The organism is Tersicoccus sp. Bi-70 (genome assembly GCF_001968825.1).
Classification (GTDB): Bacteria; Actinomycetota; Actinomycetes; order Actinomycetales; family Micrococcaceae; genus Tersicoccus.
Genome location: NZ_MIEU01000012.1, coordinates 331,897 through 344,915, shown reverse-complemented (window position 1 = coordinate 344,915; position 13,019 = coordinate 331,897). Strand labels below are relative to the sequence as shown.

Genomic DNA, 13,019 nt, shown 5'->3' with positions numbered 1-13,019 from the left:
CGACGCGGACGCGTCGACCGCCGCCGGGACCGGCAGCACGATCGACGGAACACAGGAACGACCGGGGAGGACGCGGCGGGCACCGACCCGCGGGCGTCTCTCCTGAAGCGATGGGACGAGCGTGGCAGCAGGCAGGACGACGACACCGGGACGGACCCGCGACGGAGCGACCCAGGCGGTGATCGGCCGGAGGCTGCGCACGGGGCTGGTCATGCTGCTGGCGCTGCTCGTGATCCTCGGCGGCCGGCTCTTCTGGGTACAGGGCCTCGACCCGTCCGGACTGGCGCAAGCCGTCACGGCGAACCGCACCCGCGTGATCGAGATGCCGTCCAGGCGCGGGGAGATCGTCGACGCCAACGGCAACGTGCTCGCCAAGAGCGTGCAGAGCTTCAACATCACCGTGGACCAGACGCTGTTCCAGGACTACGACCGCGCACAGGACAGCGGCACGATGGAGCACGTCACCCGGGACCAGGCGATCAGCCAGCTCGCCGGCGTGCTGAAGCTTGACCCGAAGAAGGTCCGCGCGGCGGTCACGGGGGAGAAGCGCTTCAACTACGTCGCCCGCAACATCAGCCCCGAGGTGCGCACCAAGGTCATCGACCTGGACAACCCGGCCATCTACTCCGAGTCCAACTCCCAGCGCGTGTACCCGTCCGGCGCCGTCGCCGGTGGCCTCGTCGGCTTCATGAGCTCGGACAACCGTGCCCTCGCCGGCCTCGAACTGACCCAGGACAAGCAGCTCACGGGCACCGACGGCGAACGCAAGTTCGAGATCGGCGCGAACGGCGTGCGCATTCCCAACGCGACCGCCGAGGACGTGCCGGCCAGGGACGGCGAGACCGTCAAACTGACCATCAACCAGGACATCCAGTGGGTCGCGCAGCAGGCCATCGCGAACCAGGTGGCCGCGAACAAGGCCGAGTGGGGCACCGCCGTCGTCGTCGAGGTCGCCACCGGCAACCTGATCGCCGTCGCGGACTCGACGACCGTGGACCCCAACGATCCGGGGGCCACGCCCGCCGACCGGCGCGGCTCCCTCGCCGTGAGCGCCGCCTACGAGCCGGGCTCGACCACCAAGATGATCACCGCCTCGGGGCTGATCGAGGAGAAGAAGGCCACCCCGCTCTCGCAGTTCCTGCTGCCGCCGACCTACACGATCGACGGTCAGACGTTCTCCGACTCGTTCGACCACGGCTACGAGCGGCGCACCCTCGCCGGCATCCTCGGCTGGTCCATGAACACCGGCACCGTGATGGCGGGCTCCCAGCTCTCCCGCGAGCAGCGCTACGACTACCTGCGCCGCTTCGGCATCGGGCAGCCGCTGAACCTCCCGCTGCCCGGCACCAGCCAGGGCATCCTCGCCCCGCCGGACCAGTGGGACGGCCGCCAGCAGTACACGGTGCTGTTCGGCCAGGGCGTCTCCCAGACGCCGGTGCACACCGCGATGGCCTTCCAGACGATCGCCAACAACGGCGTCCGCCTGCAGCCGCGTCTGATCGACGCCTACGTCGACCCGGACGGCACCGAGCACAAGGTGCCGATCGCCGCCGGCACGCGCGTCGTCTCCGACGACACCGCCCACCAGGTGCAGCAGATCATCGAGGGCGTGATCACCGACGGTGGCGCCAAGGACGCGCAGCTCGAGGGCTACCGCGTCGGCGGCAAGACCGGCACCTCGGAGAACCCCGGCCCCAACGGCCGCTTCGACGGCTACACCGCGTCCTTCGTGGGCATGGCCCCGATGGAGAACCCCAAGTACGTGGTCGGCATCGTGCTGCAGAAGCCGCAGGGCAACATCTACGGCATCTCGACCGCCCCGGCGTTCAAGACGATCATGAGTCAGGTGTTGAACACCTACAAGGTCCCGCCGTCGACGGGTACGCCGCCGCACCTCCCGCTCAACTACTGAGCGAAGGACGCGCTACGGTGAACAGGATGCCTGCTGATCATTTCGCCTCCCCTGACGCTGCCCGCGGCCCGGTCGCGGGTCACGAGACCGCTGCCGCCGACCAGCCCCCGGCCGGTCCCGCGGCGCTGCGACCGGCCCGTCCCCGGGCCGTGCCGCTGTCGGAGCTGCGCACGCTGATCGGTGCCGAGACGGCCCCGCCCGCGACGCCCGCGACGACGTCCGTGCCGTCGGTCGCCTCGGGCGCCGCCGCCGGCGACGAACTCGACCCGGCCGTGACCGGCGTGAGCCTGAACACGTCGCAGGCCCTCCCGGGCGACCTCTACGCCGCGCTGCCCGGCGCCCACCGGCACGGCGCGGAGTTCGTCGCCGCGGCGGTGGACGCCGGTGCCGTCGCCGTCCTGACCGACGCCGCCGGAGCGGCCTTCGCCGCCCGCAGCGGCGTGACCGTCCCCGTCCTGGTCCACTCGCAGCCGCGCTCCGTCGTCGGCGCCCTGTCCGCGCGGGTGTTCGGCCCGGCGCCGGAGGAGCCGCCGCTCGCGCTGTATGCCGTCACCGGCACCAACGGCAAGACGACGACGACGTACCTGGTCAACGCGCTGCTCGGCGCGGCCGGGTCGCGGACCGGGCTGATCGGGACGATCGAGATCCTCGCCGGGCGCACCCCGATCCCCTCCGTCCTGACGACCCCCGAGGCGCCGCAGGTGCACTCGGTGCTGGCGCTGATGCGCGAGCACGGGGTGGACGCGGCCGCGATGGAGGTCTCCTCGCACGCGCTGTCCTACCACCGGGTCGACGGCATCCGCTTCGACGTCGCCGGCTTCACCAACCTCACGCAGGACCACCTGGACCTGCACGGCAGCATGGGGGAGTACTTCGCCGCCAAGGCGCAGCTGTTCACCCCCGAGCACGCCCGGCGCGCGGTGATCCTCGCGGACGGCGAGTGGGGCCGGGCGATGGCCGCCCACGCCGCGGAGCAGCTCGGCGCGGACGCCGTCACGACGCTGCTGGTGGACGACGCCGCCGCCCCCAGTACCGCTGGCACCGACGGCACCGACGGCACCACCGACCTGCCCGGCGCCGTCTGGCGCGTCACCGACCTGACCCGGGACGGGCTCGGGCACCGGTTCACCCTCTCCGGCCCGGACGGCGCCCGGCTGAACGCCCGCACGGGGCTGCCCGGCGGCTTCAACGTGGCCAACGCCGCGCTGGCCGTGCTGATGGTGCACGCCGGCGGCATGGACCTGCCCACGCTGCAGCGCCTGCTGGACACCACCGACGCGCTGACCCCGCAGGTCCCCGGCCGGATGCAGGTCATCGGCACCGCGCCGCACGCTATCGTGGACTTCGCCCACAATCCCGACGCCCTGGTCCGCGCCCTCGAGGCGACGCGGCCGGACGGTGACGGGCGGCTGCTGATCGTCTTCGGCGCCACCGGCGACCGGGACGCCACCAAACGACCCCTGATGGGGGAGATCGCGGCGCGGCTCGCGGACGTCGTCATCGTCACCGACGACGACCCGCACGACGAGGATCCCGCCCCGATCCGCAGCGCCGTCCTGGACGGGGTGCACCGGGCCGTCGACGCCGAGGGCCTGGCCACCGTCGTCGAGGAGGTCCACCCGCGGGCCGAGGCGATCCGCCGCGCGGTGGAGCTGGCCCGGCCGCAGGACAGCATCCTCGTGGCCGGCCGCGGACACGAGGTGTGGCAGGAGGTCAAGGGCGTGAACCTGCCGCTGGACGACCGGCAGGAGCTCGCCGAGGCGCTGCGGACGGCCGGTCAGCACGGGCAGGCGCCCGACGCCGCGGCCGATCCCGACCCCCGGGACGGCCGTCACCACGAGGAAGGCAACACACCAGCATGATGGACCTCACGGCGACGCAGATCGCCGAGATCACCGGCGGGACGCTCACCGCCGGCGCCGATCCGGAGGCGGTCGTCACGACCGTCGCCACCGACTCCCGCGAGGTCACCGCCGGCACACTGTTCGTCGCCAAGCCGGGCGAGGTGGCCGACGGGCACGACTTCATCCCCGCGGCCCTGGCCGCCGGGGCGAGCCTGATCCTCGCCGAGCGCGAGACCACCGACGACGCCGGCCGCCCCCACCCCGCCGTCGTCGTCCCCGACGCCGTGCTCGCGATGGGCACCCTGGCCGCCGACCACGTCGCCCGGCTGCGCGCGGCCGGCCCGCTGACGGTCGTCGGCATCACCGGATCCGCCGGCAAGACCACCACCAAGGACCTGACCACCGCGCTGCTCGCCACGCAGGGTCCGACCGTCGGCCCGATCGGCTCGTACAACGGCGAGGTCGGCGTCCCCCTGACCGTCTTCACCGCCGGGCCGCAGACCCGCTTCCTCGTCATCGAGATGGGCGCCACCCAGCGCGGCAACATCGCCTACCTCGCCGACATGGTGCGCCCCGACCTCGGCGCCGTGCTCATGGTCGGCACCGCGCACCTGGGCGAGTTCGGCTCCGTCGAGAACATCGTCGCCACCAAGGGCGAGCTCGTCGAGGCGCTGCCCGCCTCCGGGATCGCCGTCCTGAATCACGACGACGACCGGGTCCGGTCGATGGCCGACCGCACGGGCGCCACCGTCCTCTGGTTCACCGCCGACCCGGACGCCGGCGCCACCCCCGAACTCGCGAACGCCGTGCGCGCCTCGGACCTGCGCACCGACGCGGACGGGCACCCCGTCTTCACGCTGCACCTGCCCGCCGGCCCGGCCGGCGCCGCACAGGAGCACCCCGTGCACAGCCGCCTGATCGGTGTCCACCACGTCGGCAATCTGCTCGCCTCCGCCGCCCTCGCCCACGCCGCGGGGGTGCCCGGGGCCACCATCGCCGAGGTGCTGACCACCAGCGGCGCCGTCAGCCGCTGGCGGATGGAACGGACCGACCGGGCCGACGGCGTGACCGTCATCAACGACGCCTACAACGCCAACCCCGACTCCATGCGCGCCGCCCTGCGCACCCTCGCGGCGCTCGGGGCCGACTCCGGCCGCCGCACCTGGGCGGTGCTCGGCACCATGCTCGAGCTCGGGGCGGACTCCGTCGCCGAGCACGACGCGATCGGCCGTGCCGCGGTGCGCCTGAACATCAACCAGCTCGTCGTCGTGGGGGAGGATGCCCGCGCGCTCCACACCGGCGCCGTGATGGAGGGCTCGTGGGGGGACGAATCCCGCTGGGTGCCCGACGTCGAGGCCGCCGAGGCGCTGCTCGCCGAGACCCTGCGGCCCGGTGACATCGTGCTGGTCAAGTCCTCCAACGGGGCCGGGCTGCGCCATCTGGGCGATCGGATAGCATGGGGGCCGATGAGCAGCCAGGACACGGACGAGGGCCCCGCAGCCCCGGAGGTCACCGCGCCGTGATCGCGCTCATCCTCGGCGGTGGCCTGGCCCTGCTCTTCTCCCTGATCGGCACGCCGCTCTTCATCCGCCTGCTCGTGCGGCGCGGCTACGGCCAGTTCATCCGCGATGACGGCCCGACCTCGCACCACACGAAGCGGGGCACGCCCACCATGGGCGGCACCGTCGTCGTCGCGGCCGTGGTGGTCAGCTATCTGCTCACCCACCTCATCATCTTCCTGCTCAACCCGCGCACCGAGGGCCCGACCATCTCCGGCGCCCTGCTGCTGTTCCTGATGTGCGCGATGGGCGGGGTCGGGTTCCTCGACGACGCCCTGAAGATCTCCAAGCAGCGCAGCCTCGGCCTGACCGCCGTGGCGAAACTGGTGCTGCAGGGCCTCATCGGCATCGTGTTCGCGGTGATGGCGCTGGGCTTCCCGGACGCCAACGGCGTCACGCCGGCGTCGACCGCCGTCTCCTTCGTCCGGGACACCCCGGTCAACCTGGCCTTCGCCGGCCCGGCCCTCGGCGTCGTGCTGTTCGTGATCTGGGCCAACCTGATCGTCACCGGCACCACGAACGGCGTGAACCTGACCGACGGCCTGGACGGGCTCGCGGCGGGCGCCTCCATCATGGTGTTCAGCGGCTACCTGATCATGGGGTTCTGGCAGTACAACCAGAACTGCGCGTCGCCGCGCATCGCGCACGGCGCCTGCTACACCGTCCGCGACCCCCAGGACCTGGCGATGCTCGCGGCGGCCCTGATCGGCGCGCTCGTCGGCTTCCTGTGGTGGAACACGTCACCGGCCAAGATCTTCATGGGCGACACCGGCTCGCTGGCGCTCGGTGGCGCGGTGGCCGCGTTCGCGATCCTCTCGCGCACCGAACTGCTGCTGATCGTCCTCGCCGGCCTGTTCGTCATCATCTCCCTCTCCGTCATCCTGCAGGTCGGGTTCTTCAAACTGACCAGGGGCAGACGGCTGTTCAAGATGGCGCCCCTGCAGCACCACTTCGAGCTCAAGGGCTGGGCCGAGGTGACGGTCGTGGTCCGGTTCTGGATCGTCTGCGGTCTGTGCGTCGCCGTGGCCGTCGGCATCTTCTACGCCGAATGGGTGGCCCTGGCGTGAGCCCGGAACCCTCCGAGGCCGCTGATTCGTCCGTCACCCCGCCCCTCGACTCCGCGCGCACGCGTGAGCTGCGCAACTGGGACGCCGACTGGGCCGGGCTGCGCGTCGTGGTCGCGGGCATCGGCACCGCCGGTTTCGCCGCCGCGGACACCCTGATCGAACTCGGCGCCGCCGTCGTCGTGATCGACGCCGCCGACACCGACGCGAGCCGGCAGGCGGCCGACACGCTGCGCATCGTCGGCGCGCGCGCCGTCCTCCTCGGCCCCGACACCGCCGGCACCCTCCCGGTGATCGACGACGCGCCACCGGAGCTGGTCGTCGTCTCGCCGGGCTGGCGACCCACCGCGCCGCTGCTGCGCGCCGCCGCGGCCGCCGGCGTTCCCGTCTGGGGCGACACCGAACTCGCGTGGCGGCTCACCGAGCGCGCCGGCCGGAAGACGCCCGCCTGGCTCGCCATCACCGGCACCAACGGCAAGACCACCACCGTCGGGATGACCGAGGCGATCCTGCAGGCCTCGGGCCGGCGCGCGATCGCCGTCGGCAACGTCGGGACGCCCATTCTCGACGCCCTGCGCGACCCGGTCGAGTACGACGTGCTCGCCGTCGAGCTCTCCAGCTTCCAGCTGCACTACAGCCACAGCGTCTCGCCGCTGGCCAGCGTGTGCCTGAACATCGCCGAGGACCACGTCGACTGGCACGGCTCCTACGAGGCGTACCGGGACGCGAAGGCCAAGGTCTACGCACGCACGCAGGTGGCCTGCGTCTACAACGCCGAGCAGGTCGAGACCGAGCGGATGGTCGAGGACGCCGACGTCGTGGAGGGGGCCCGTGCGATCGGCTTCACCACCGGCGCGCCCGCGGTGAGCATGCTCGGCATCGTCGACGGGCTGCTCGTGGACCGCGCGTTCATCGCCGAACGCCGCGACAGTGCCGCCGAGCTGGGCCACGTCTCCGACATCGGGGACCTCGTGCCGCGGCACCAGGTGGCGAACGCCCTTGCCGCCGCCGCCCTGGCCCGCGCCGCCGGCGTCGAACCCGTCGCCGTGCGCGACGGGCTGCGCGCCTACCAGCCCGGCACCCACCGCATCCAGCCCGTCGCCACCCGCGACGGCGTGCTCTGGGTCAACGACTCCAAGGCCACCAACCCGCACGCCGCCGACGCCTCCCTGGCCGCCTTCCGGCCGGTCGTGTGGATCGCCGGCGGTCTCTCCAAGGGCGTCGCGTACGAGGACCTGGTCACCCGTCACCGCGACCGGCTCAAGACCGTCGTGCTGATCGGCGCGGACAGTGCCGACCTGCGGGCCGCACTGCGGCGACACGCTCCGGATGTGCCCGTCATCGAGGGCGGCGCGGGCGAGACTGGATCCGGGCAGTCCGCCGGACCGGACGTCATGACCTGGGCCGTGTCGGCCGCCGCCGCGGTGGCGACCGACGGGGACACCGTGCTGATGGCACCGGCGGCCGCCTCGATGGACCAGTTCGTCTCCTACGCCGACCGCGGCGACGCCTTCATCCGGGCGGTGCAGCATCTCACCACAGGGGAGCGCACCGCCGGCCCCGGCTCCACCGGGCCGGGCTCCACCGACGGCGGCACGGACGCCGGCTGACGCCGCCCGCCGGTCACCCGACCGGCATCCGGGCGATGGCGGCCGAGCCGCTCGCCCACCCGGTGCAGCTGCGCCCGTCCGGCCGGGACGACGACACCGGCCCCTTCGCTGCAGACAGGAGTTCCCCGTGGTCATGACGCCCCCGCGTCCGCAGGCCCCCCGAGCCGGTTCGGCGACCGCCGTCCGGCCCGCGTCCCCTCCGGCACCCCACGTGCCGCGGTCGACGCTGCTGCGGCTCATCGCCGGCGTCTGGGCCAGGATCGAGGACCGCGACCAGCGGTCGGGCAACTCCAGCTACTACCTGATCCTCGGCTCCACCATCGCCCTGACCGCCGTCGGGCTGCTCATGGTGCTCTCGTCCTCCGCGGTCGAGGCGATCGCCGAGGAGGGCTCCTCGTACGCCCTCTTCCTCAAGCAGGGCATGTTCGGCGTCGCCGGCCTCGCCCTGATGTTCATCCTCAGCCGGCTGCCGGTGCGCACCATCAAGCTGCTCGCGTGGCCCGCCGTGGGCGTGGCCGTGCTGCTGCTGATCGCGATCTTCACCCCGCTCGGCTACGAGGTGAACGGCAACCGCAGCTGGCTCCGCCTCGGCGGACTGACGGCGCAGCCCTCCGAGGCCGCCAAGTTCGCGCTCTGCCTCTGGATGCCGCTCATCCTGGCGCGCAAGGGTCCGCTGCTGCGACAGGTGCGCCACGCGCTCATCCCCGTGCTGCCCGTCGCCGGCATGATCATCGTCCTCGTCGTGCTCCAGCACGACCTCGGCACCTCGCTGCTGCTCACCCTCATCGTGATCGCCACCCTGTTCTTCGCGGGGGTGCCGAAGCGGCTCTTCCTCGTCGCCGGCGTGCTCGCCGCGGCGGGCGCCGTCGTGATGGCGCTGGGCAGCGGCAACCGCATGTGCCGCATCACCGGCTGGCTCGGTGACGGCCAGTGCGTCGGCATCAACGACCAGGCCAACGCCGGCCTCGGCGCGCTCGCCTCCGGCGGCTGGTGGGGCCTGGGACTCGGCCAGAGCCGGCAGAAGTGGTTCTACATCCCCGAGGCCCACAACGACTTCATCTTCTCGATCATCGGCGAGGAGCTCGGGCTGGTCGGCACGATCGTCGTCCTGTGCCTCTTCGGCATCCTCGCCATCGCGATCCTGCGCGTGATCATGCGGCACACCGACCCGTTCGTGCGGATCACCTCGGGCGCCATCCTCACCTGGATCCTCGGTCAGGCGTTCGTCAACATCGCCATGGTCACCGGCCTGCTGCCCGTCATCGGCGTCCCACTGCCCTTCATCTCCTACGGCGGCTCGTCGCTGCTCGTGGTGCTGTGCGGCATCGGCGTCGTCCTCTCGTTCGCCCGTGCCCGTCCGACGCCGCGGCGAGGCACCGGGGGAGCGAGCCGGGTGTCCCTGCTCACCGGGCGCGACGGCCGGTTCGAACCGGACCTCGCGGGCCCGAGCGGACGGGGGCGCGGCTGATGGGCCGGCCGAGCATCGTCCTGGGCGGCGGCGGCACCGCCGGCCACGTCTCGCCCCTGCTGGCGATCGCCGACGCGATCCGCGACGCGCGCCCCGAGGCCGACCTGCTGGCCGTCGGCACCCCCACGGGGATGGAGACGCGCCTGGTGCCCGCCGCCGGGCATCGGCTGGCCACGATCGACCGGGTGCCCCTGCCCCGCTCGCTCTCCGCCGACCTGGTGCGGCTGCCCGTCCGCCTGGTCAAGGCGATCCGGCAGGCCGGCGCCCTCCTCGACGCCGCGCACGCCGACGCCGTCGTCGGTGTCGGCGGATACGTCTGCACGCCGCTCTACCTGGCCGCCCGCCGCCGGGGGGTGCCGATCGTCATCCACGAGGCCAACGTCACCGCCGGTCTCGCGAACCGGGTCGGTGCCCGGTTCGCCACCGCCGTCGCCACCGCGTTCAGCCAGACGAAGCTGCCGCACGCGCGACTGGTCGGCATGCCGATGAGCCGGGCCATCGCGGACCTGGACCGGGCCGCCGCCCGGCGCGCCGCCCGCGCCCGGTTCGGCATCGCTCCCGACGCGACGCTGCTCGCCGTCACCGGCGGCTCCTCCGGTGCGGCCTCCCTGAACCGCTCTCTGATCGCGGCCCTGCCGGCGCTGGCCGCGGCCGGGATCAGGGTGCTGCACGTGACCGGCCGCGGCAAGCAGATGGAGTCCGCCCCCGGCGTGCCCGTCACCGCGGACCACTACACGCAGGTCGAGTACGTCGACGGCATGGCCGACCTCTACGCGGCCGCGGACCTGCTCGTCGCCCGCGCCGGGGCCGGCACGGTCAGCGAGGTGGCCGCCGTCGGGCTGCCCGCCGTCTTCGTGCCCCTGCCCCACGGCAACGGCGAACAGGCCCTGAACGCGCGCTTCCTCGTCGACGCCGGCGCCGCCCTGATCGTGCGGGACCACGAGTTCACCGCCGACTGGATCGGCGCCCATGTCCCGGAGCTGCTGCACGACGATGCGCGGCTCGCCGGGATGGCCGCCGCCGCCGCCGAGCGCGGGATCCGCGACGCCGACCGCACGATGGCTGCACTCGTCCTCGACGCCGCCGAGCGGCACGCCGACGGTTCCGGCTCCGGCGGGGAGGTGTCCCGGTGAACGAGTCCGTGACGACCCGGCCGGACGCGCTGGCACGGCTCGGCCGGGTCCACCTGATCGGCATCGGCGGTGCCGGCATGTCCGCCGTCGCCCGGATCCTGCTCGCCCGCGGCGTGCCCGTGAGCGGGTCCGACGGGCGGGAGTCCGCCGTCCTGACCGCGCTGCGGGACCTCGGTGCGACCGTGCACGTCGGACACGACGCCGCCCACCTCGCCGACGTCGATACCGTCGTCGTCTCCACCGCGATCCGCACCACCAACCCGGAGCTCGCCGCCGCGCGGGCCACCGGGCTGACGGTCCTGCACCGCTCCGAGGCCCTCGCCGCCGCCATGACCGGCACCGACGTCGTCGCCGTCGCCGGCACCCACGGCAAGACGACGACCACCGCGATGACCACCGTGCTGCTGCGCGAGACCGGGCGCGACCCCTCGTTCGCGATCGGCGGCGACGTCTCCGCTCTCGGCGTCAACGCCGCTCATGGCACCGGCGGCATCTTCGTCGCCGAGGCCGACGAGTCCGACGGGTCGTTCCTGAACTACGACCCGCGCATCGCCGTCGTCACCAACATCGAGCCGGACCACCTCGACCACTACGGCACCGCCGAGGCCGTGCACGCGGCGTTCGCGGACTTCGCCGCCCTGCTCGGCCCGGACGACACCCTCGTCGCGTGCCGGGACGACGCCGGCTCCGCCGCCCTGGCCGTCGCGGTCCGGACCCGCACGGACGGCCCGACGGTGCTCACCTACGGCACGAGTCCCGTGACCGATCCCGACCGTGACGCGCTGATCGAGGACATCGTCCCCGCCGGTGCGGGCAGCCTCAGCCGGATCACCCTGCCCGGTGGCCGGCGGACCGAGCTGGCGCTGCAGGTGCCGGGGGAGCACAACGTCCGCAACGCCGCCGCCGCACTGCTCGCCGGCACGGTCCTCGGCGTCGACGCGGGGGAGGGGAGCGCCGCGCTCGGCACCTTCACCGGGGCCGGCCGTCGCTTCGAGTACAAGGGCGCGTCACCCGACGGGGCCGTCCGGGTCTACGACGACTACGCCCACCACCCCACCGAGGTGGCCGCCGCCCTGTCGGCCGCCCGCGCCGTTGCCGGAACCGGCGCCGTGCACGTGCTGTTCCAGCCGCACCTCTTCTCCCGCACCCGCATCTTCGCCGCCGAGTTCGCCGCCGCGCTGGCCGGCGCGGACCGGGTGACGGTGCTGGACATCTACCCGGCACGCGAGGAACCCGAACCCGGGGTCACCAGCGCGCTGATCACCGACCGCTTCGCACCGGGCGAGGCCGCCGTCCTCGAGACCGACCCCGAGCGCGCCGTCCACGACATGGCGGCCGCCGCCCGGCCGGGCGACCTGCTGCTCACCGTCGGTGCCGGCGACGTCACCGCCCTCGGGCCTCGCCTGGTGGACGCTCTCGCAGGCCCGCCGGCGATCGCCGCGTCCGATCCCACCACGCCCGTACCGGAGGCCGATCATGAGTGAGCGCACCCCGCGCGACCGCGACCGCGAGGCCGGCGGCCCGTACCGCTCGGAGATCCGGCTCGGCTCGACCGGCAAGGTGAGCCTGCTCGAGCCGGAGCGGCCCAGTTCCGCCCTGCTGGCGGACCAGCCCGGCGCGGACGGTTCGACCGTGCTCGACTTCCCGGGCACGCACCGGCGCCACCGTCGCCGCGCCTGGGCGATCGGCATCGGCGCGACCGCCGTCGTCGTGGCCGCGCTGATCGCCGTGCTCGTGTTCTCCCCGATCCTGGCGATGCGCCACGTGAGCGTCGTGGGCAACCGGCTGACCACCGCGCGGGCCGTCACCGACGCCCTGTCCTCCCTGCAGGGAACCCCGTTACCCCAGATCACCCGGGACGAGGTGCGCAACCGGCTCGCGTCGATGGCCGCCGTCGAGGACGTCTCGGTCGAGGCCCGGCCGCCGTCGACCCTCGCCGTCACGATCCACGAGCGCACACCGGTCGCGATCCTCAAGGAGAACGGCAAGTACCTGCTGATCGACCAGAACGGCACCCAGCTGGCCACCGCCACCGACCGGTCCTCCGTGTCGCTGCCGATCATCGACGGCGGCACCGCCGTCATCGGCAAGGACGTGTTCCGGGCGATCACCGCGGTGCTCGCCGCGCTGCCCGCCGACGTGCTGGCCAAGATGGAGCACGCGTCCGCGACGTCCGTCGACTCCGTCGAGCTGACCCTGCTCGACGGCAAGAAGGTCGTGTGGGGCAACTCCTCGCAGCGCGAGCTCAAGGCGAAGGTGCTCGCCGCGCTGATCGCCCGTCCGCAGAACCCGGACACCCCGGCGGTGCAGACGTACGACGTGAGCACCCCGTCGCGCCCCGTCACCCGCTGACCGTACGCGGGGGGGAACGCCCCGTCATCCGTCGTCGTCCACGACCGGTCTCCCGCACCGATCGGGGACACGCCGAC

9 protein-coding genes are annotated in these 13,019 nt (G+C 73.3%); all 9 read left to right on the top strand.

Annotation, left to right across the window (positions count from 1 at the left end; genetic code table 11):
• Window positions 1-121: 121 nt before the first annotated feature.
• The 9 genes from BGP79_RS10665 to BGP79_RS10625 all read left to right on the top strand — a co-directional run bounded on the left by BGP79_RS10665 (window position 122) and on the right by BGP79_RS10625 (window position 12,942).
• Complete coding sequence (locus tag BGP79_RS10665) at window positions 122-1,912, top strand: peptidoglycan D,D-transpeptidase FtsI family protein (RefSeq protein ID WP_369800187.1); 1,791 nt, start codon at window positions 122-124, stop codon at window positions 1,910-1,912.
• Window positions 1,913-1,938: 26 nt separating this feature from the next.
• A complete protein-coding gene (locus BGP79_RS10660; RefSeq protein WP_076695267.1) occupies window positions 1,939-3,774 on the top strand; it encodes a UDP-N-acetylmuramoyl-L-alanyl-D-glutamate--2,6-diaminopimelate ligase in 1,836 nt (611 codons plus the stop codon).
• Entirely contained in the window at window positions 3,771-5,279 is a 1,509-nt protein-coding gene (gene murF / locus BGP79_RS10655) for a UDP-N-acetylmuramoyl-tripeptide--D-alanyl-D-alanine ligase (RefSeq protein WP_076695265.1), read from the top strand. The genes BGP79_RS10660 and murF overlap by 4 nt, the downstream gene beginning before the upstream one ends.
• The gene (gene mraY, locus BGP79_RS10650; protein WP_076695263.1) at window positions 5,276-6,382 is read left to right on the top strand and encodes a phospho-N-acetylmuramoyl-pentapeptide-transferase; all 1,107 of its coding nucleotides are present in this window, start codon (window positions 5,276-5,278) and stop codon (window positions 6,380-6,382) included. Before murF ends, mraY begins: the two co-directional genes overlap by 4 nt.
• A complete protein-coding gene (gene murD, locus BGP79_RS10645) occupies window positions 6,364-7,989 on the top strand; it encodes a UDP-N-acetylmuramoyl-L-alanine--D-glutamate ligase (RefSeq protein ID WP_076695261.1) in 1,626 nt (541 codons plus the stop codon). Before mraY ends, murD begins: the two co-directional genes overlap by 19 nt.
• 133 nt (window positions 7,990-8,122) lie before the next feature.
• Window positions 8,123-9,457 carry a putative lipid II flippase FtsW gene (gene ftsW / locus BGP79_RS10640; RefSeq protein WP_083701823.1) on the top strand — a complete coding sequence of 445 codons (1,335 nt, stop codon included), beginning with the start codon at window positions 8,123-8,125 and terminating at the stop codon, window positions 9,455-9,457.
• Window positions 9,457-10,590 carry an undecaprenyldiphospho-muramoylpentapeptide beta-N-acetylglucosaminyltransferase gene (gene murG / locus BGP79_RS10635; RefSeq protein WP_076695257.1) on the top strand — a complete coding sequence of 378 codons (1,134 nt, stop codon included), beginning with the start codon at window positions 9,457-9,459 and terminating at the stop codon, window positions 10,588-10,590. Before ftsW ends, murG begins: the two co-directional genes overlap by 1 nt.
• Before the next feature lie 8 nt (window positions 10,591-10,598).
• Window positions 10,599-12,074, top strand: coding sequence for a UDP-N-acetylmuramate--L-alanine ligase (gene murC / locus BGP79_RS10630; protein ID WP_076695402.1), 1,476 nt, complete (start codon window positions 10,599-10,601; stop codon window positions 12,072-12,074).
• Window positions 12,067-12,942, top strand: coding sequence for a cell division protein FtsQ/DivIB (locus BGP79_RS10625; RefSeq protein ID WP_083701795.1), 876 nt, complete (start codon window positions 12,067-12,069; stop codon window positions 12,940-12,942). The genes murC and BGP79_RS10625 overlap by 8 nt, the downstream gene beginning before the upstream one ends.
• The last annotated feature ends 77 nt before the right edge of the window (window positions 12,943-13,019 follow it).

Bases quoted from the DNA above. Each gene is read 5' to 3' on its own strand.
- murG (WP_076695257.1), top strand. From the start codon at position 9,457: ATGGGCCGGCCGAGCATCGTCCTGGGCGGCGGCGGCACCGCCGGCCAC.
- murD (WP_076695261.1), top strand. From the start codon at position 6,364: ATGGGTGGCCCTGGCGTGAGCCCGGAACCCTCCGAGGCCGCTGATTCG.
- murF (WP_076695265.1), top strand. From the start codon at position 3,771: ATGATGGACCTCACGGCGACGCAGATCGCCGAGATCACCGGCGGGACG.
- BGP79_RS10625 (WP_083701795.1), top strand. From the start codon at position 12,067: ATGAGTGAGCGCACCCCGCGCGACCGCGACCGCGAGGCCGGCGGCCCG.
- BGP79_RS10660 (WP_076695267.1), top strand. From the start codon at position 1,939: ATGCCTGCTGATCATTTCGCCTCCCCTGACGCTGCCCGCGGCCCGGTC.
- ftsW (WP_083701823.1), top strand. From the start codon at position 8,123: ATGACGCCCCCGCGTCCGCAGGCCCCCCGAGCCGGTTCGGCGACCGCC.